The following is a 20,074-nucleotide window of genomic DNA, read 5'->3' on the forward strand; positions in this document are numbered from 1 at the left end:
GCGTCTGGCTTTTTAAATCAGGGATGCGGCAACAGCATACCAAATCTGCAGCAGACTACTGATTCACCGGTCTTACTCCACACACAGCACCAATCCCTTCAGGTACTCGCCTTCCGGGTGGAAGATGGAGATCGGGTGATCGGCGGGCTGGGTGAGGTGGTGCATGATTTTGATGTTGCGTCCGGCCTCAATGGCGGCGGCCATCACCGTGTTGTTGAACAGGTACTTGTCGACCACCTGCGAGCAGGAGAAGGTAAACAGGATACCACCCGGCTTTATTTTCTTCATGGCCTCGGCGTTCAGGCGCTTGTAGCCCATCAGCGCGTTGTGGCGCACGTTCTGGCTCTTGGCAAAGGCAGGAGGGTCCAGCACGATCACGTCATACTTGTCTTCCTTGCCTTTCAGGAAATTAAAAGTATCCATGGCAAAGGCTTCGTGTTTCTCCGGGGCCTGGCTCAGCGCCCCGTTCTTCACCGTCAGCTCGATCGCCTTTTTCGACACATCCACGGAGTGTACCTCCTTAGCGCCGGCGTTCAGGGCATACACCGAGAAGCCGCCGGTATAGCAGAACGTGTTCAGCACGGCCTTATCTTTCACGTAGCGGGCCAGCAGGTCGCGGTTCTCGCGCTGGTCTATGAAAAAGCCTGTTTTCTGGCCTGTTTCCCAGTCAATAAAGAACTGCTTGCCGTTCTCTGTCACCACTACACCGCCTTCAGACTGCCCGAAAAGGTAGCCGTTCTGCGCCTGCACCGGTGCCTTGGGTGGCAACGATTCCGCACTCTTGTCATACACAGCCCGCAGCTTTTTTCCGTAGATCTCCTGCAGCGCCTGCGCCACATGTCCGCGCACATGATACATACCCACGGTATGCGTCTGCACCACCGCCGTATCTTTGTAAAAGTCCACGATCAGGCCCGGCACGCCATCGCCCTCGGCGTATACCAGGCGGTATACATCCGTTTCAGGGTTATCGGTCAGGCCGAGACGCTGGCGGTAATCGTAGGCTTTCTGCACCTTGCTTTTCCAGAAAGTATAATCCGGCTCGGCCTGCTCGAACGAGAAGATGCGCACGGCAATGGAGCCCGGCGCATAATGGCCCATGCCCAGGAACTCGCGCTTGCTGGAGTATACCTCCACCACGTCGCCTTCGGCCGGCTCTCCGTCTGCTTTTTTTATCGCTCCGGAGAAAACCCAGGGGTGCTGGCGCTTGAGCGAGTGCTCCTTGCCCGGCGCTAAGTATAATTTGGTAAGTGACATCGATGTTTTTGTACTGATGAATTTTTATTGAGAATGGTACGGACGATGCATAAAGTGCAAAAGCCAGGAAAATTGTTCCTTTCCGGTTCAAAAAAAATGACTTTGCAACATCCGTAGCAGCGATTCAGGAAGAGCGCACTGCAGGTCAATAAAAATAGTGGGGGTACAAAAACATGAAACTCCTGATTACTTTCAGCAAAAATGGGCCCTGATGCCCCGATGAGATTTAACAGCTAAATACGTAGCGGCCTTTTTAGAAACGAGTGATGCCCAACTCCTCGAGTTGGGCGTATAATTTCTGCACCGGCAGCCCCACCACATTGAAGTAGGAGCCCTCGATGCGCTCAATCCCGATCATCCCGATCCATTCTTGAATGCCGTAGGCACCGGCTTTGTCGTAGGGTTTGAAGTGGGTGATGTAGTGGTCGATCTCCGCCTCAGACAGCTGTTTAAAGTACACTTTGGTTGTATCATGGAAAACAGTTTTCTGCTCTTTTGTGAGGATGCACACGCCGGTAATCACCTCGTTATGCGTGCCTGACAGCGCCAGCAGCATCTCCTTCGCCTCCGCATAGTCGGCAGGCTTGTTCAGCACACGCTCGCCCAGGCAAACAATGGTATCGGCCGTGATCAGCGCCTCATCGGTGATGTCTGAAGTATAGGCATCGGCTTTGTGCGAGGCCAGGTACTCGGCAATTTCCTCGCGCCTCAGATGCTCCGGAAAGTCCTCGTGCACCTCTTTCACCAGCACTTTATACGTTAGCCCGAGGCTGGAAAGCAGCTCTTTGCGGCGGGGTGAGTTAGAGGCAAGCAGCAGCGGCCGTTGTAAATTCATCTTCTTTGATCGAGCTAAATAAAAATCCGCAGATTACTTTGGGGTAGAAGAAGGTCGATTTCTGCGGCATCACGGCGCCGCTGTTGCACACGCGCTTCACCTGCTCCATCGAAATTTCGTTGGTAATCAGGGCCACCTGCGCCTCGCCCTTGTCCACCTTGCGGATGCAGGCCGTGAAGTTGCGCTCGTAGCTCAGGCCTTTGTAATCGCGCTGCTGCTGGCGGTAAATACCGAGAACCTTCTCGAAGATGAAGTAGTGCATCACCGTCAGGTCCAGTTGCTTCACCTCCTCCGGAAAATTCCAGTCTATACTTTTGTGCACCTCCGGTTTCAGGCGCAGCTTGTAGGCATTGCCGTTCAGATACATCCCAAAGGCCCAGGGCTTGCCCACGATCACCTCGTTCAGCTCATAGGGATCTTCCTTGGGTGTGACGGTAAAATATTCCTCCAGCCGCTGCAAAAATTCCTCTTCCGGCATGGGCAGCTGCTGCAGCAGGCGGTGCGTGGGCAGGATGCGCAAATCATCGTGCTCGGAGTTGGTCAGGTACATCAGGTGGTAGTTGTAAGGCTCAAAATCGGTGTGGTCGGGATTCTGGGCCATCATCTTGCGGCGGTAGAAAAGGGAACCCTCGTAGCGGTGATGCCCGTCGGCCAGCAGGACCTGCTTTTCGGCAAGTGTCTGCAGGAACAGCCTGATCACCTCGTGGTCGTGGATGACGGCCAGCACGTCGCGTACGCCCTGGTAATCCTCGGTTTCGTAGATCGGGGTGCGGATGCTCTCGTCCATGTAGGGCTCCAGCAAAAACTCCGAATCCGCATACAGCCCGTGGGTAGGGCTCACGTTCAGCTGCGTCGCCTCCAGCAGCTCGATGCGGTCGTTCACGGCGCTGGGAATGGTGTTCTCGTGGCGCAGCAGCACCTTCTCGTGCCAGTCGTAGGCCTTAATGTGGCAGATAAAGCCCTTGCGCACAAACTCCCTCTCACTGCCCGGCAACCGGAAATACTGGTAGTACACATAGATGCCCGGCAAGACGTCCTGCTGGAGGATGCCTTTTTCCTTCCACTCCTGCAGCAGCCTTGCCGCATCCTGCGGCGGGTTATCGCCGCGCGGCACGGAGAGGTGAATGCTGTTGAGGGGGTTCTGGTACAGGGCCTGCCGCTGCTTCTCCGACACCACATCAAATAGCGGGGAGGTCAGTTGGGCTATTGTATCTTTCAGGTCGTCGTTGTAGCGCCAGGCGCGCAGGGGTAGTATCTCAGCCATTTCTGTTGGTTACAAAGTATAAATCAGTCCGAAGCCGGGAAGTAGAAGTATAAGTATACTTCCGGATCAGGGAGCCAGCCGCTTGATCTGCCAGAGGCCGTTCTCCAGTTCGTACACGATACGGTCGTGCAGGCGGCTGGGGCGGCCCTGCCAGAACTCCACGTAATCCGGCACCAGGCGGTACCCGCCCCAATGCTCCGGCCGCGGCACGAAATCCGTCGCCGCATACTGCTCCTTCAGTTCCCGCTCGCGTTGCTCCAGCACCATCCGGGAGGGAATTTCCTGACTTTGAGGCGAGGCCCACGCACCGATCTGGCTGCCTTTCGGGCGGCTGTGGAAGTAAGTATCAGACTCCTCCGGGTGTACCTTCACCACCTTTCCCTCCACGCGCACCTGGCGCTCCAGGGCCGGCCAGAAAAACGTGGCGGCGGCATAGGGGTTCTCCTCCAGTTCCCTGCCTTTTCGGCTGGTGTAGTTAGTATAGAAGCTCAGGCCTTGCTCATCCACCCCCTTTAGCAGCACCACGCGGGCAGCGGGCCTTCCGGCCGCATTCACCGTGGAAAGCACCAGCGCCGTTGGTTCCTCTACTTGCGCCTCAATGGCCTCCTGCAGCCATCCCTGAAACTGATGCAGCGGTTTCCCGGACACAGAGTCCTCGGTCAGGGCGTGCTTCATGTAATTGATCCGGATGTCGGCAATGTTATGTGTTAGTGCCATACTCTGGTTGTTTTGTTCAAAATTATAAAATTATCCGCTGCGGCTAAACTTAATCTTCAGTCTTTGCCCCGGCACCCTTTCTGAACGCAAAGCCCCGGCAGCCTGCTGGTGCAAAGTATAAAATGTATCTTTATTCTTCCTTTGGCATCCTTTATACTTTGAAACCGCTATACACGCAGCCGTCAGTAAAGTATAAAATCAAACAAATGCCAATTAACCAACTGTAAAGCGCAAATCGCAGTATAGCATCAAAAATGCGGCACACCGGGAGCTAATCCGCTACCATATCCTTCTATTTGCGTAAGAAAATTATGATGGTTATTTTTATATGATTAATAGTACAAAAGGAGGTTCCCTGTGTTGCCAACGGTACCTGACACGAAAAGCGAAGCAAGAATGATGGCAGAAAGCAAGGCTATAAAACCACAGAACGGAAGCATACTGATATCCGAACCATACCTGGGCGACCCGAACTTCGAGCGCAGCGTGATTCTGCTGTGCAGCCACAAAGAGGATGAAGGCTCCTTCGGGCTGGTACTCAACAGGGCATCCAACCTGCAGCTGTCGGACGTGCTGGACGTGTTTGATGAGGACTTTGACATGGTGCTGGGCATCGGCGGACCCGTGCAGTACAACACGTTGCACTACATCCACCGTCTGCCCGAGCTGCCGCAGGCCGTGAAGCTGAGCGACCAACTCTACTGGGGCGGCGACTTTGAGACGCTGCGCACCATGATAGACGCCGGCCTGGTGCACAAGGATGATATCAAGTTCTTCCTGGGCTACTCGGGCTGGACTCCGGGTCAGCTGCAGGAGGAGATCGACAAAAATGTTTGGATCGTGAATAACAATGCTGCGAATAAATTATTTACTTTGGATACAGAAACCCTCTGGCGGAGCATCCTCCGGGAGATGGGCGGAAAATTTAAGGTGCTGAGCAACTACCCGGATGACCCGCGCCTGAACTGATTCCCGATAAAGTTTACCTAACTTAGTAGGCATGACAACTGACAAAGAACATATGGACACCACCGGAGCTGAGGCTAACAAACCAGAGAACCAGGCTGCTGCAGACGAGCAAAACACAGCCCCTACAGAGACGAAACGCTCAGAGGAAGCCCGGCCAGAGGCGGGGCAGGAGGTGCCGAAGGAGGAACAGCCGGAGGTGCAGCCAAACCTGGCCACGGCGCAGGAAAGCGAGGCTTCCGAAAGTATAACCGAGGCTTTTGCTGAGGCGAACACGGACGTGACAGACGTGGCGGAAACCCCGGCTGCGGTGGAAAGCACAACACCTGAGGCCAGCACGGACACGCCCGCACCTGAGCACCACGAGGAGGAGGAGGAAGAGGAGGACGACCACACCGACTACAGCCTGCTATCCCTGGAAGAGCTGCGGCAGCAACTGGGCCATGTGCTGAAAAGCGCCGACGCCCTCCGAAAGTACCGCACCATTAACGAAATTCAACGTCAGTACGACCTCAAGTTTCAGGCAGAGCGCCAGGAGGCCTTAAATAAGTTTAAAGAAGAGGGAGGCACGGAGGAAGACTTCGACTACCATACTTCCAAAGAGCACCAGGACCTGGAAAAGCTGCTGACAGCCTACCGCGATTCGCGTTACCAGCAGCGGCAAACCCAGGAACAACAGCGCCACCACAACCTGGAGCGCAAGAAGGAGCTGCTGAGCCGCCTGCGCGAGCTGGTGGAGTCTGCTGAGACCAAGAACAGCGGCGATGAGCTGAAAAAACTGCAGACCGAGTGGAAGTCCACCGGGCCGGTACCGGCCGGGGAGGCGCAGGAGCTGTGGGACTCTTACCACGCCCTGCTCGACATCTTCTACAACAACCGCAGCATGTTCTTCGAGATGAAGGAGCTGGACCGCAGGAGAAACCTGGAGGCCAAGCACCAACTCATTGAGCGGGCCCAGGCGCTGCAGGAGGAGCCAAGTATAAACAAGGCCCTGCAGGAACTGCGCCACCTGCACGAAGAATGGAAGAACATCGGCCCGGTGCCAAACGAGCAGCGCGACCCGATCTGGGAGCAGTTTACGCAAGCCTCTGAGAAAATACATGACCGCCGCCGCGCCTACCACGAGGAGCGCTCTACCCGCGAACTGCAGAACCTGACCGTGAAGCGCGGCCTACTGGAGCGCCTGCAGGAGTTTGCCAGCTTCAACACCGACCGCATTAACGAGTGGCGCGACAAGACCGATGAGATTCAGAAGCTGAAGGAGGAGTGGGACAAGGCGGGCCTGGTGCCGAAGGAAAATGCCGAGGAGGTGAACAAGGCCTTCTGGGGTAACTACAAAGCTTTCTTCCAGCGCAAGAACCAGTTCTTCAAGGCGCTCGACGAGCAGAAGATGCAGAACCTGCAGCTCAAGACGCAGCTTTGCGAGGAGGCAGAGAGCCTGAAGGAAAGCACCGATTGGGCCAGCACAAAGGAGAAGCTCATCCAGCTCCAGAAGAAGTGGAAGACCATAGGCCGCGTGCCCGACAAGCATTCCGACAAGGTATGGCAGCGCTTCCGCTCCGCCTGCAACGAGTTCTTCGACCGCAAGCAGGCGCAGGAGCAGCAGCGCTCGGTGGAACTGGAGAAGCTTTCTGCCGAGAAGATGGAGATCTGCGACAGGGTGGCCGATACACTTTCACAGCCCAGCGCCACCGGCACCGTGGACGAGTTCAACAGCCTGGTGCAGCAGTGGCGCGAAACGGATAAAGGCAGCCACCGCACCAGCCCCAAAGCCGAGGATAAATTTATCTCCCTGATGGAGAAGTACCTGGAGCGCGTGCCGGAGCTGAACCTGGAGGAGCGCACCGACCTGCTCGTGAAGCTGCAGGTAGAGCGCATCAAGCACAGCCCGGATGCCGGCCAGAAACTGCACCAGCGTGAGAACACGCTGCGCCGCGAAATAGCCCAACTGCAAAACGACATCCAGACGCTGCGCACGAACATCGAGTTCTTTGCCCGCTCCAAAAATGCCGATAAGCTGCGCGAGGAGTATGAGGGCCGCATTGCCGACGCTCAAAAGCGCATCGCCCTCCTGCAGCACCAGCTGGACGCCTTCAGGGCATAATTTTTTCTCCTGACACTCAATTTTTTAGGGAATGTCAGGAGAAATATTTGAGGCAGGTATTTGCAGAATTGAATCTTAACTCTACCTTTGCAACGCTTTAACACAATAAAGCGCATCAAAAAAGTTAAGCCTCCTTAGCTCAGCTGGTAGAGCAACTGACTTGTAATCAGTAGGTCGCTGGTTCGATCCCGGCAGGGGGCTCAACTCCAAAAGCAAATGATTGTACTGCATCTGCTTCCCTGGTAAACATAAAGTACAAGCCTCCTTAGCTCAGCTGGTAGAGCAACTGACTTGTAATCAGTAGGTCGCTGGTTCGATCCCGGCAGGGGGCTCTTGAACAGGAAAGCCTTCAGAGAAATCTGGAGGCTTTTTTGCATTTATACTTCCGTCCGCCGCGCTATACTTTGCAGGCCGCATTTGGGCATAGCCCCGTTTATACTTCCATTTCTAGCGGATTATACTTTATTTAGCACTTCCGTTTTAAAGCATACTATGAAACTGATAGAGGTAAACACGCCGGAGCACGCGCAGGAATTTCTGCTGCTGCAGGTACGGATGTATAAAAAAGACCCCAACTATATCCGCCCGCTGGATAAGGACGTGAACAACGTCTTCGACCCCAAGAAGAACAAGCTGCTGCGCGAAGGAGAGGCCATCCGCTGGATACTGCAGGACGACAAGGGCAAATCCATCGGACGCGTTGCCGCCTTTGTTAATAAAAAGACAGCGAACGCCGGCGAGCAGCCAACCGGTGGCATGGGGTTCTTCGACTGTGTAAACGACCAGGCCGCGGCCAACATGCTGCTCGACGCCTGCCGCGAGTGGCTGAAGGAACGTGGCATGGAGGCCATGGACGGCCCCATAAACTTTGGCGAGCGCGATAAGTGGTGGGGAGTGCTGCTGGATGGTTTCTATGAGCCGACCTACTGCATGCCCTACAATTTTCCATACTACCAGCAGCTGCTGGAAAACTATGGCTTTGAGCTCTTCTTTAAGCAGTATACCTACTACCGCACCGTGCATGATGCAATTCCGGAGAAGTACCAGGTAAAGGCAGAGCGTGTGCTGGCCGACAAGAATTACCGCTTCCAGCACCTGGACAAAAAGAACCTGCCCAAGTATACCAGCGACTTCCGGGAAGTATACAACAAGGGTTGGGCCAAGCACGAGGGCGTAAAACCCATGACGGAGGCGCAGGCCACGGCCATCATGAAGCAGCTCAAGCCCATCCTGGACGAGCGCATCATCTGGTTTGCCTACTACAACGAGGAACCAGTAGGCTTCTTTATCGCCATTCCCGAGCTGAACCAGCTGTTCAAGTATAACAACGGCAAGCTGGATTTGTGGGGCAAGCTGAAGTTCCTGTTTAACCGCTGGAGAGGCGCCTGCAAGACCATGTACGGCATCGTGTTCGGCATCACGCCGGAGCACCAGGGCAAGGGCGTGGAGGCCGCCATGATCGTGTCAGCCGGTAACCTGGTCATCAATAACCCGTCCATTAAGTACTATGATCTGCAGATGAACTGGATCGGCGACTTTAACCCGAAGATGATGCGGCTCGTGGAACAGATCGGGGGCCGGATCTACAAAACGCACGCCACCTACCGCTACCTCTTCGACAGGACTAAGGAATTTAAGCGCGCCAGGATCATGCATTAACATTTAAAGCGGGCGGCACACTTTTACCAAAGTATAAACTATCACCTGCCGCTAGCTTTTTAGGTCCTGAAAGTCCAGGTTGTTTCGAACTTTGGGGCATGTACTTCCTCCCAGCGCCAGCCAACACAGGACAGCATGGCGTTCAAGAACTTGCGGCGCTTGCGCAGCTGCTCCAGCTTCTCTTCCGGAGGCTGCTGCAGCGAAACCTTTGCAGCCTCCAGTACAAGGCAGGCTTAGATGCAACAACAGTTGCAGGGCCGCCTTTTTATACTTTATTTCTATAATGGATTCTTTAACACAGATTATACTGGGCGCCGCCGTGGGCGAGGCCGTGGCAGGCAAAAAATTGGGCAACAAGGCCATGGTGTGGGGCGCTATAGCTGGCACCATCCCGGACCTGGATGTGCTGCTGAACCCGTGGTTGGACACCGTGCAGCAACTGGGTTTCCACCGCTCCCTCACGCACTCCTTCTTGTTCGCCGTGGTGATGTCGCCCCTGCTTGGCTGGCTGCTGCGCCGGCTCTACAAAAATAACCCGGCCACCGTGCGCGACTGGTCGCTGCTGTTCTTCCTGGGTTTCATTACGCACATCCTGCTCGACAGCTGCACCACCTGGGGCACCCAACTTTGGTGGCCTTTCTCCACCTACGGCGTAGCCTTCTACAACATCTTTGTGGTGGATCCGCTGTACACGCTGCCTTTCCTGGTGCTGGTGGTTGCAGCAGCCTTCTATCACCGCCTTAGCCCCCGGCGGCGCTACCTCAACTATGCCGGACTGGCAATTAGCACCTGTTACCTGCTTTGGTCGTTTGTGGCTAAAAGTATGGCCGATGGCGTATTCGAGCAAAGTATGAGCCGCCAGGGTATCAGCCATACTTCCTACATCAGTAAACCCACGCCCATGAACACCGTTTTCTGGTCAGTGACGGCAGCGGGAGAGGGTGGCTTTTACAACGGTTTTTACTCGCTGATGGACGCAGACCGGCAGGTGAAGTATGAATTTGAGCCGCAGCACGCAGAGCTACTGACGCCCTACCGGGGACACCCCAAGCTGGAGCGTCTTCTCCAGATCACGAAAGGCTACTATACCGTGGAGCAAGACAGTGCGGGAGCTCTGCTGATCAACGACGTTCGATTCGGCAAATTCGATGGCTGGCAGGAGAGTGGGGGCGGCTATGTGTTCGTGTACAAAGTATGGCCGGACGCGCAGGGGGAACTGCAGTTCGAGGAGGTAAACAACCGCCCTAAAATAGATCAGAAATACCTGCTGGCGTACTGGAACCGCATCACCGGGATCAGGTAAAAACGGGCATTAAAGTATACTCCGTCATACTTTCCGGTGGAATCCCGTTTACAGATACATCACCTTAGACAGTTAAAACAATGGCACAAAACAGATGGCTGCTGACAGGCAGAAAGGCAGTGGTTACGGGCGGCTCCAAAGGCATCGGGGAGGCCACCGTGAAAGAGTTACTGGCGCTAGGCGCCCAGGTACTGGCCGTGGCCCGGAAACAGGAAGACCTAGACCGCCTGAAGGAGCAGCACCCGCAGGGACTGTATACGCTGCCGGCAGACGTAAGCCAGCCCGAGGGCAGGACGGCCGTGGCGGAGTGGGTGCAGCAGGAGTGGGGCCTGCTCGATATTCTGGTAAACAACGCCGGCACCAACATTCGCAAACCTACCGCCGACTATACTTCAGCGGAATTCGATTTCATCATGCAGACCAACCTGCGCTCGGCCTTTGAGCTCAACAGGCTGCTGTACCCGCTGCTGCAGAAGTCAGGGCAGGGAAATATTGTGCATGTCACCTCCGTGGCGGGGCTGGTGCACGTGCGCACCGGCAGCATCTACGGCATGACCAAGGCGGCCCTCACGCAGCTCACCCGTAACCTGGCCGTGGAATGGGCAAAAGACGGCATCCGTGTCAATGCCGTGGCGCCCTGGTACATCAGCACCCCGCTGGCCCAAACGGTGCTCAGCAATCCGGAGTTCTACAACCATGTGATCAGCCGCACTCCGATGCAAAAAATAGGAGAGCCGGCGGATGTGGCGGGTGCCGTGGCCTTCCTGTGCCTGCCCGCTGCAGCCTACATCACAGGGCAAACCATCGCCGTGGACGGAGGCTTTACGGTGAATGGATTCCACCCGCTGTAGCCTATACTTTTGAAGCCTCTCAAACGGCTAATTATGTGGTAAATTACTGTTGAATGTCAGCAAAAATGCTTATTTTTGTATGATATGGATTTGAGCGCTCCACTGTGTAAGAGAGGCTCTTAAACTTAACCCATGACACACCAGAAACCACTATTCATCCTCGGCATCGCGCTGCTCTCCGCCTCCCTCGTTTCCTGTAAACCCGCCTGCCCCATTGGCCCCTGCCAGGTGCGTATGGAGCACATCCACGGCGACCAGGAATACCGCGGGCAACCCATCTGGAAAAAGCAGAACCCTAAGATAGGCGAGAAGCTGGACCCGGTGTCGCAGGAGAAAACCCGAAAGGGGCACTCCAAAGCCAAAAATAAGGAATAAGCTATATAGGCAGTCAGGCCAATTTTGCCTAACTTGCCTGATCTATCATACCATTTACATTATTTTAGACCTTTTAACATGCAAGAAGGCGAACGAATAATACCGATCAACATTGAAGACGAGATGCGCGGTGCGTACATCGACTACTCAATGTCTGTTATCATTTCCAGAGCCTTACCCGACGTCAGGGATGGATTAAAGCCAGTGCACCGCCGCGTGCTATACGGTATGTCTGAGCTGGGGGTATCCTATAACAAGGCCTACAAGAAGTCTGCCCGTATTGTGGGCGAGGTGCTGGGTAAGTACCACCCGCACGGCGACTCCTCCGTGTACGACACCATGGTGCGCATGGCCCAGGACTGGTCTTTGCGCTATCCGCTGGTGGATGGCCAGGGAAACTATGGCTCCATCGACGGCGACTCGCCGGCTGCCATGCGTTACACCGAGGCGCGCCTCAAGCGCATCGCCGACGAACTGCTGGCCGACCTGGAAAAGAACACGGTAGACTTTGTACCGAACTTTGACGACTCACTGAAAGAGCCGAGCGTAATGCCTGCCAAGCTTCCCAACCTGCTGATCAACGGCACCTCGGGTATTGCGGTGGGTATGGCCACCAACATGGCGCCGCACAACCTTACCGAGGTGGTGAATGGCATCGTGGCCTATATCGACAACAACGACATCACGATTGCGGAGTTGATGCAGTACATCACAGCCCCGGACTTCCCGACGGGCGGCATCATTCACGGGTACGACGGCGTGAAATCCGCCTTCGAAACCGGACGCGGACGTGTGCTGATCCGTGGGCGCGCTAACTTTGAGACCACGCCAAGCGGCAAGGAGCAGATCATTGTAACGGATATCCCTTACATGGTCAACAAGGCTTCCATGATCGAGAAAACAGCAGCGCTCATCAACGAGAAGAAGATAGAGGGCATTGCCGACCTGCGCGATGAGTCTGACCGCGATGGTCTGCGGATTGTGTACGACCTGAAGCGGGACGCCATTCCGAACGTGGTGCTCAACAACCTCTACAAGTATACGGCGCTACAGTCTTCGTTTGGCGTAAACAACGTGGCTCTGGTGAAAGGCCGCCCGATGACGCTAAACCTGAAGGACCAGATCAAGTTCTTTGTGGAGCACAGGCACGAGGTGGTAATCCGCCGCACGCAGTATGAGCTGGAGGAGGCCCGCAAACGCGCCCACATCCTGGAAGGCCTGCTGATCGCGCTCGATAACCTGGACGAAGTGATCAACCTGATCCGCTCGTCCCGTGACCCGGAGATTGCCCGCAACGGCTTGATGGAGCGCTTTGCCCTATCCGAGATCCAGGCCCGCGCCATACTGGACATGCGTCTGCAGCGCCTTACCGGCCTGGAGCGCGACAAGATCCAGCAGGAGTACCAGGAGATCATGAAGCTGATCGATTACCTGACCTCGATCCTGAATGATGAGGCGCTGCGCATGCAGATCATCAAGGATGAACTGGCCGAGATCAAGGAGCGCTATGGCGACGGACGCCGCACCGGCATTGAGGCAAGCACCGGCGATATCTCTTACGAGGATATGATCCCGGAGGAGAACATGGTAATCACCATTTCCCACGAAGGCTACATCAAGCGTACGTCGCTGAACGAGTACCGCAGCCAGAGCCGTGGCGGCATAGGCTCGCGCGGCGTGGCCGCCTCCAAGGAAAGCGACTTTACTGAGCACCTGTTCATCGCCAACACACACCACCACATGCTGTTCTTTACAGAGTCCGGCCGTGTGTTCTGGCTGAAAGTATACGAGATCCCGGAAGGAGGGAAGACCACCAAAGGCCGCGCCATCCAGAACCTGATCCAGATCGAGAAGGAAGACAATGTGCGTGCCGTACTAAACGTGCATGACCTAAAAAACCAGGATTACGTACTCAACCACAACCTGGTATTCATCACAGAGCAAGGTACCATCAAGAAGACGGTGCTGGAGGCTTATTCGCGCCCTAGGACCAACGGTATCAACGCTATCTCCATTAACGAGGGCGACCGGCTGCTGGACGTACAGCTGACCAACACCAGCAGCGAGATTGTGATTGCGCTGGAGTCGGGCAGGGCCATCCGATTTAACGAAACGCAGGTAAGACCGATGGGCCGCACGGCTGCCGGTGTGCGTGCCGTAACGCTGGCCGGACCCAACGACAAGGTAGTTGGTATGGTTTGTGTAGAGAATGAGAACACCAACCTCTTGGTAGTTTCTGAAAATGGCTTCGGCAAGCGTTCGCCACTTGAGGAATACCGCATCACCAACCGTGGCGGTAAGGGTGTGAAGACGATGAACATTACCGAGAAAACCGGAAAACTCGTTGCCATCAAAGGCGTAATCGATACCGACGACCTGATGATCATCAACCGCTCCGGCATCACCATCCGCCTGCGCGTGAGCGATCTCCGCATCATCGGCCGTGCCACACAGGGCGTGCGCCTGATTAAGCTGAACGAGAATGACCAGATTTCGTCGGTGGCGAAAGTTGAGGCAGAGAATGAGGCTGAGGTAGAGGAAGCGGTACTGGAGCAGGCAGTAGAAGAGGCGGTGATGGAACAGTCAGAACTGGCTCCGGACGAATCGCTGCAGCCGGACACCATGATCGACCCGGAGGCGGAAGAAGAGGCTTAAACAACTAAGAACGAATTATTTACAAGTATAATACGTTAGGCAAACAACAACCTCAAACCATTATTCAAGTATGAAAAAAGTACTTTTGACAGCCTTAGTAGCCGGTACCATTTCGGTTGCAAGTGCTCAGAACTCGGCTGTGAACAGTGCAGTCTTGAACCATAAAAATGGTACGCTTGACAAAGCACTGGCTGACATTGAGAAGGCCACAGAGCATAAAAAAACGAAGGATAAAGCAAAGACTTGGTTCTACCGTGGCGTGATCTATCAGGACATGATCGGCAACCCGATCTATGGTAAACTGACCGACGAGAACACACCGATAGTTATCCTGGAGTCTTTTGACAAGACAGTGGAGCTGGACGGCCAGAATGGAGAGTTCGCCAAGCAGGTGCCGGAGCGCAAGCAAATGCTGTACGGCCAGGTGCTGAACCAGGCAGTGGAGTTCCACAACAGCCAGGACTGGGGAAACGCGATAAAGAAGTATGAGCTGGCGCACAAAATCAGCCCGGAGGATACCACTGCCGTGCTTTACGCCGCCTATGCCGCTACAGCTGACAACAAGTATGACCAGGCCATCGGCTTTTATGATGACCTCCTGAAAATGGGCCATAAGACAGAGGACGTGTACAAGGCAAAAATACAGCTGCAGCAGGCAACTGAAGCCAGCGACGACGCCGTGATGGCAACCCTGGCCGACGGACTGAAGGAGCACCCGAACAGCGTGTACATGATGCAGGAAGAACTGAAGTACTACCTGAAGAACGACCGCGCCGATGAGGCAATGGCCAAGCTTGACAAGGCCATCGAGGCCGACCCGAAGAACGCCAGCCTTTACGCCGTGAAGGGCAACCTGCTGGAGCGTAAGAAAGACCTGGACGGCGCCCGTGAAGTTTATAAGAAAGCAATCGAGGCGGATCCGACAAATTTCGACGCTTACTACAACCTGGGGGTGCTGGAATACAACCGAGGTGCCGAGATAAACAACAAGGCCGCTAAGATGGACTACGCGACGTACCAGAAGAAAGGCAAGGCGCTAGAGTCTGAGGCGAAGAAGTACTACCAATCATCTCTGCCATACTTTGAGAAGGCGCACCAGATTCAGCCGGAAGACAAGGCTACCATGCAGAACCTGATCAACGTATACACACGTTTGGGCCGCAAAGCTGATGCTGAAAAGCTTTCTGCGAAACTCAACTAAGTATTTTAATTGATGATATAGAAAAGGAGAGGCTGTAGAGCTTCTCCTTTTTTTTGTGGCTTAGGATGACGGTATAAGGATTGCAGTTCCAAAGAAGGGAGTCATAAAACGTACGCAAATTGAGATACAGAAACATATTACTTAACATAATATAAATTATAAGACTTATAATGGACGATGGATATCCATCTATTTTAAGTGTCACTCATAATGTACTTTATGTTAAATAGGTGATTCTGCCATACTTTAGTGCCTTCTATTGCTGCGACAGTTGTCAGCCTTCAGTGTCGCTTGCATCCAGCTCAAATGCATCAGCCGCAACTAAACAATTTGCCGCTCCGTTCAAACTAAAAATCTAACTATCCTTATATAGGCTTCTCCTGAAGTGCTGGTTAAGGATACAAACAGAACCAACTATGAAAAAATATATCGTAAGCACAAGTATCGCAGCCGTGCTGCTGCTCTTTAACTCCTGCGCCACAAACCCTGTAACGGGCAAACGCGACATAGTGCTCATGTCGGAGGAACAGGAAATCGCGCTCGGTGCGCAGTCGGACCCTGCCGTGCTTGCGCAGTTCGGGCTTTATGAAGACAAGGCACTCCAGCAGTTTATACAGCAGAAAGGCCAGGCAATGGCGGCAGTATCGCACCGGCCTGAGTTAAAGTATGATTTTAAGGTGGTGGATTCTCCCGTGATCAACGCTTTTGCCTTGCCTGGCGGCTACGTATACTTTACACGCGGCATTATGGCCCATTTTAATAACGAGGCCCAGTTTGCCGGTGTACTTGGCCATGAGATCGGGCATATAACGGCGCGCCACTCGGTGCAGCAACAATCGAAGGCCACGCTGGCGCAGGTTGGGCTGATCGGCGCCATGGTCATTTCCCCCGAGATCGCGCAATTAGGAGATGTGGCCTCGCAGGGCCTGGGGCTGCTCTTCCTCAAGTTCGGGCGCGACGACGAGCGCGAATCGGATGAGCTGGGCGTGGAATACTCTACCAAGATTGGCTACGACGCCGACGAGATGGCTGACTTTTTCCTGACGCTGCAGCGCCAGCAGGCCGGCAGTGGCCAGGCTATCCCCGACTTTCTCTCCACGCACCCCAACCCTGGCGACCGCTACACGAAGGTGCATGAGCTGGCCGCAGCCTGGAAAAAGAAAGAAAACCTGACCAATGCCAAAGTGGCGCGCAACGATTACCTGAAACGGATCGATGGCCTTGTTTACGGCGAGGATCCGCGGCAGGGATTTGTGGAGAATAGCGTGTTCTACCATCCGGAGCTCAAGTTCCGTTTCCCGGTGCCTTCGGGATGGGGCTACCAGAATACCCCGCAGGTTTTCCAGATGGCGCCAAAGGATGGCAGCGCGATGATGAACCTGATGCTCGTGCCCGGCGAGACCCTGGAGGCTGCAGCCCAGGCCTTGATGCAGGGCTTTAACCTGCAGCCCGTAGAGTCCAAGAGCACAACAGTTAACGGATTGCCAGCCCTGGCCATTGTGGCAGACCAACAGCCGCAGCAACAAGCCCAACAGCAACAGCAGCAACAGGTCATCCGCACGCTGACGTATCTCATCCGCTACGGCAACAACAACTATAGCCTGATGGGTATCACCACTGCCGACAACTTCGATAACTATTTCCAGACCTTCAGCAGCACCATGCAGAGCTTTGCCGAGCTGAAGGAGGCCGACAAACTGAACCGTAAGCCAGAGCGCATCCGCATCGTGACGGTGCCGCAAACAGCCACGCTGTCCCAGATCCTGCAGAACAACAACATCAAACAGGACCGCCTGGAGGAATTTGCCATACTTAACGGCATGGAGTTAACCGATCGGGTAGAAAAAGGCACCATGGTTAAGGTAGTGTCGCATTAACGTAGAGCCGCCGTAAAGTATAAATTGAGCAGCGCCTCCCCATGCCTTGGGGAGGCGCTTTTTTTAGCTCCCCCCTTCCCTGCCCCCATGCCTCCGAAATTTAAATGGCTGATGGCCTTTTGATTGGGAAAAAGTCGGTCAAAAAGTATAACTTTAAAGCTGCCTTAGCCGAATATTTTCACGCTAGTAAAATTTTCTATGCTATCGTTTCGTATGAGATAGTAGGATCTAAACAGTAAGAACCTTGCGGAGACTTATACTTACCTTCACCCTTTTTTTGAATGCCTCCCTCCTTTTTAGCCAGGCTTACCCCAAGGTGGTAGCCGAAGACGGGGACGGCATTTACCTGCTGCTTCGCCGCCACGGACTGGAGCCGGCCGAGCACCTCCAGAACTTTTTGGAGCTAAACCAGGACAAGCTCGGGCAGGACAACAGCCTGTATGCGGGCAAAACGTACCTGCTGCCAACCGCTTCTGCGGGCGGTACCACTGCCGCAGCCACACCGGAGAAAGCGGCCCCTGCTCCCGCCGCAGTGCTGGTGGAGCCTCTTTTCGGGGAAAACTATGAGCGCGTCGAGATCCTTGACCGCCAGTTGCAGGGCTCGGTATACTACCTGGTGGCCGGCCATAGCGGCCCCGACCCGGGCGCGATTGGCAAGTATGGCCCTTACCAGCTAAGCGAAGACGAGTACGCCTACGACGTCACCATCCGGCTGGCGCGACGCCTGATGGAGCATGGCGCTACTGTTTACATGATTATCCAGGACCCGGACGATGGGATCCGGGACGAGAACATCCTTCCAATGGATACGGATGAGGTTGGCTACTATGGCGACCCGGTGCCGCATGGACAAACCCAGCGCCTCAGGAGCCGCGTGGCGGATATTAACCGGCTGTACCAGCGGCACAAGGGCCAGCACCAGCGCATGCTCTCTATCCACATAGACAGTCGCAGCAAGGGCCAGAACATCGATGTGTTCTTCTATCACCATGAGAACAGCACGCCGGGACTTGCCCTGGCGCAGCGCATACACGAGGTGTTCACCACCAAGTATAACCGCTACCAGCCCAACCGCGACTACTTCGGCACCGTTACGCCGCGCAGCAGCCTGTATGTGGTAAAGTACAGCCACCCGCCTACCGTATTTGTGGAGCTGGGCAACATTAAAAACGACAAGGACCAGCGCCGCTTCGTCATCCCGAACAACAGGCAGGCCCTGGCTAATTGGCTTTGTGATGGCATAATCGCAGACTATAAGGCCAGCAACTAGCCTTCCGGTAAACGAAGCAAAGTATGAAGGAGCTCCTAACAGGGCTCCTTTTTTCTTGGTTTCCGGCTGATCTGTTTACACTTAAAATAGCACGAATCCAAGTATACCTCAAGTAGTATAATTGCACTCATTTAAACAAAACCGAACCTAACATGCCTGCTACCGTTCAAGGTGAGGTATACTAGTGCTGCTTTAGCCCTGTAGCCTGATATATCTCTATATCGAATCTAAACACATTTTTATTTACCAACTAAAGAAAACAAGCTATGAATAAGTTAAATTGGCTTTTCCTGATGTTCCTGAGTTTTGCATTTGTTGCCTGTGATGATGACGATGAGGAAGTGGACCTGGATGTAACTGCGCCAACGATCACGATTAGCTCCCCTACCGCGAATGCCGTGTTTGCACCGGGCGATGTGATGGAGTTTAGGGCTAACGTTACCGACGACCAGGGGCTGGAGAACATTAAAGTATGGGTAACCAACCCTAGCGGCACCACCAGCGAAATTGAGAATGACGACATTTCGGACTTCCTGAATGATAATAAGCAGAAAGATCTTAATGTAGACATAACGCTACCGGCCGAGGCTCCTGAGGGCGCCTATGTCATCACGGTTGAGGCCACGGACGAGCAGGGTAACAATGCAGAGGAGTCTGTAACCGTTAGTGTTACGCCATAACCGCAAGTCTTGCTTATACCCGAATAAATCATCCTATAACAAAAGGCCCTGCACCATGCGGGGCCTTTTGCTTTTCCGGGCCCGCAACACCTTTACGCTGCTACGCATGCGTGCAGGGCTTCAAACCAGCCCTGCAAGTTCATCGGTATTCCTATTCAGCCACACAGTCATTCCCGAACGAATTAGCCAGCGGAGGACCTGGGCTTGGGGTATGGACTTAAGGGAAAGTGACGTGAGAACTCACTTAAAGTACAAAAACCAATTCCATTAGGTTGAACGCGCGCCATCAGAAATACACAAACTACATGCTCCTCCAGGCGTTCCACCATAAATTACAACTAACATTTCATGGCTGCGTTAAAATAAATACCAGCTTTATCATATACTTGTGCAAATTTTATCGTGTTCATCACTTAACGAAAGGCTATGAAAAGATTACTACTACTCGCTACATTTTTAACGCTGTTCGGGCTTTCTGCCTCTGCCCAAGTGGAGGAGGAAATACGGGAGCGGGCACCGCAAACCACCGCTCCGGTAGCCTCTGACGCCGTGCGTGAGGGCAACTGGATTATTGGAGCTACAATCGGCAACATCGGTTTCAACTTCGAATCCGATTTCTTTACCCTGAACGTGAATCCGCGAGCGGGCTATTTCCTCAGCGATAATGCCGCCATCGGTACCGAAGTGCAGCTGGGACTGGATATTTACGACGGCGGTGAGACGTTCCGCTATGGCCTGACGCCCTTTGTGCGCTACTATTTTCCGGAAGGGGCTGCCCCTACGCACCGCTGGTTTGGCGAGGCGCTTGCCGGTATAGCCGGCAGCTCTGAAGAAGACAGCGATGGCGACTCCGTCTTCTCGGGCGTGTTCGGCATAAGAGCAGGCTATGCGCACTTTGTGGCCCAGAACGTTGCCCTGGAAGGTATACTTGGCTACACCCACACCAGTGCTGATATTTCGGTTGGCAACGGCGAATCGGGGCTGAACCTGGCCGTTGGCCTGCAGGTATACTTGCCGGGAAGGTAACCGGCCGGGAAGTATAAAGTATAAAAAGTATAAC

At 54.3% G+C, this 20,074-nt stretch carries 16 protein-coding genes and 2 tRNA genes; 14 read left to right on the top strand and 4 right to left on the bottom strand.

Going from position 1 to position 20,074, the window contains the following annotated elements; translation table 11 throughout:
- Nucleotides 1–72 precede the first annotated feature (72 nt).
- From A3841_RS03745 to pdxH, 4 genes are all read right to left on the bottom strand, one after another.
- Complete coding sequence (locus A3841_RS03745; protein ID WP_073850965.1) at nucleotides 73–1,257, bottom strand: class I SAM-dependent rRNA methyltransferase; 1,185 nt, start codon at nucleotides 1,255–1,257, stop codon at nucleotides 73–75.
- A 253-nt stretch (nucleotides 1,258–1,510) separates the two neighbouring features.
- Nucleotides 1,511–2,092 carry a Maf family nucleotide pyrophosphatase gene (locus A3841_RS03750; RefSeq protein ID WP_073850966.1) on the bottom strand — a complete coding sequence of 194 codons (582 nt, stop codon included), beginning with the start codon at nucleotides 2,090–2,092 and terminating at the stop codon, nucleotides 1,511–1,513.
- The gene (locus A3841_RS03755) at nucleotides 2,058–3,356 is read right to left on the bottom strand and encodes a DUF1015 domain-containing protein (RefSeq protein ID WP_073850967.1); all 1,299 of its coding nucleotides are present in this window, start codon (nucleotides 3,354–3,356) and stop codon (nucleotides 2,058–2,060) included. The genes A3841_RS03750 and A3841_RS03755 overlap by 35 nt, the downstream gene beginning before the upstream one ends.
- 66 nt (nucleotides 3,357–3,422) lie before the next feature.
- The gene (pdxH, locus tag A3841_RS03760) at nucleotides 3,423–4,073 is read right to left on the bottom strand and encodes a pyridoxamine 5'-phosphate oxidase (protein WP_073850968.1); all 651 of its coding nucleotides are present in this window, start codon (nucleotides 4,071–4,073) and stop codon (nucleotides 3,423–3,425) included.
- A gap of 396 nt (nucleotides 4,074–4,469) precedes the next feature.
- On the opposite strand from pdxH, the gene A3841_RS03765 reads away from it, so the two are divergent.
- The 14 genes from A3841_RS03765 (at nucleotide 4,470) to A3841_RS03835 (ending at nucleotide 20,040) form a co-directional block, all read left to right on the top strand.
- Nucleotides 4,470–5,042 (top strand): YqgE/AlgH family protein, encoded by a 573-nt coding sequence (locus A3841_RS03765; RefSeq protein WP_235861285.1) that lies wholly within the window; start codon nucleotides 4,470–4,472, stop codon nucleotides 5,040–5,042.
- Between the two features lie 31 nt (nucleotides 5,043–5,073).
- A complete protein-coding gene (locus A3841_RS03770) occupies nucleotides 5,074–7,143 on the top strand; it encodes a DUF349 domain-containing protein (RefSeq protein WP_073850969.1) in 2,070 nt (689 codons plus the stop codon).
- Between the two features lie 128 nt (nucleotides 7,144–7,271).
- A tRNA-Thr gene (locus A3841_RS03775) sits at nucleotides 7,272–7,344 on the top strand.
- Between the two features lie 58 nt (nucleotides 7,345–7,402).
- A tRNA-Thr gene (locus tag A3841_RS03780) sits at nucleotides 7,403–7,475 on the top strand.
- Between the two features lie 160 nt (nucleotides 7,476–7,635).
- Nucleotides 7,636–8,802, top strand: a complete 1,167-nt coding sequence (locus A3841_RS03785) for a hypothetical protein (protein ID WP_073850970.1) — start codon at nucleotides 7,636–7,638, stop codon at nucleotides 8,800–8,802.
- A gap of 283 nt (nucleotides 8,803–9,085) precedes the next feature.
- Nucleotides 9,086–10,105 (top strand): metal-dependent hydrolase, encoded by a 1,020-nt coding sequence (locus A3841_RS03795; RefSeq protein WP_073850972.1) that lies wholly within the window; start codon nucleotides 9,086–9,088, stop codon nucleotides 10,103–10,105.
- A gap of 80 nt (nucleotides 10,106–10,185) precedes the next feature.
- Nucleotides 10,186–10,956 (top strand): SDR family oxidoreductase, encoded by a 771-nt coding sequence (locus A3841_RS03800; RefSeq protein WP_073850973.1) that lies wholly within the window; start codon nucleotides 10,186–10,188, stop codon nucleotides 10,954–10,956.
- Nucleotides 10,957–11,088: 132 nt separating this feature from the next.
- Nucleotides 11,089–11,331, top strand: coding sequence for a hypothetical protein (locus tag A3841_RS03805; RefSeq protein ID WP_073850974.1), 243 nt, complete (start codon nucleotides 11,089–11,091; stop codon nucleotides 11,329–11,331).
- Between the two features lie 78 nt (nucleotides 11,332–11,409).
- Complete coding sequence (gene gyrA, locus A3841_RS03810) at nucleotides 11,410–13,986, top strand: DNA gyrase subunit A (RefSeq protein ID WP_073850975.1); 2,577 nt, start codon at nucleotides 11,410–11,412, stop codon at nucleotides 13,984–13,986.
- 70 nt (nucleotides 13,987–14,056) lie between these two features.
- Nucleotides 14,057–15,187 carry a tetratricopeptide repeat protein gene (locus A3841_RS03815; RefSeq protein ID WP_073850976.1) on the top strand — a complete coding sequence of 377 codons (1,131 nt, stop codon included), beginning with the start codon at nucleotides 14,057–14,059 and terminating at the stop codon, nucleotides 15,185–15,187.
- Nucleotides 15,188–15,603: 416 nt separating this feature from the next.
- A complete protein-coding gene (locus tag A3841_RS03820; RefSeq protein ID WP_073850977.1) occupies nucleotides 15,604–17,064 on the top strand; it encodes a M48 family metalloprotease in 1,461 nt (486 codons plus the stop codon).
- A gap of 277 nt (nucleotides 17,065–17,341) precedes the next feature.
- Nucleotides 17,342–18,334: an N-acetylmuramoyl-L-alanine amidase family protein gene (locus A3841_RS03825; RefSeq protein WP_235861287.1), complete on the top strand. Its 993-nt coding sequence runs from the start codon at nucleotides 17,342–17,344 to the stop codon at nucleotides 18,332–18,334.
- A 266-nt stretch (nucleotides 18,335–18,600) separates the two neighbouring features.
- On the top strand, nucleotides 18,601–19,014 hold the full coding sequence (locus A3841_RS03830) for a DUF4625 domain-containing protein (protein ID WP_073850978.1): 414 nt from the start codon (nucleotides 18,601–18,603) through the stop codon (nucleotides 19,012–19,014).
- A gap of 426 nt (nucleotides 19,015–19,440) precedes the next feature.
- The gene (locus A3841_RS03835; protein WP_073850979.1) at nucleotides 19,441–20,040 is read left to right on the top strand and encodes a hypothetical protein; all 600 of its coding nucleotides are present in this window, start codon (nucleotides 19,441–19,443) and stop codon (nucleotides 20,038–20,040) included.
- The last annotated feature ends 34 nt before the right edge of the window (nucleotides 20,041–20,074 follow it).

It is taken from the genome of Pontibacter flavimaris, assembly GCF_001907195.1.
GTDB classification, from domain to species: Bacteria; Bacteroidota; Bacteroidia; order Cytophagales; family Hymenobacteraceae; genus Pontibacter; species Pontibacter flavimaris.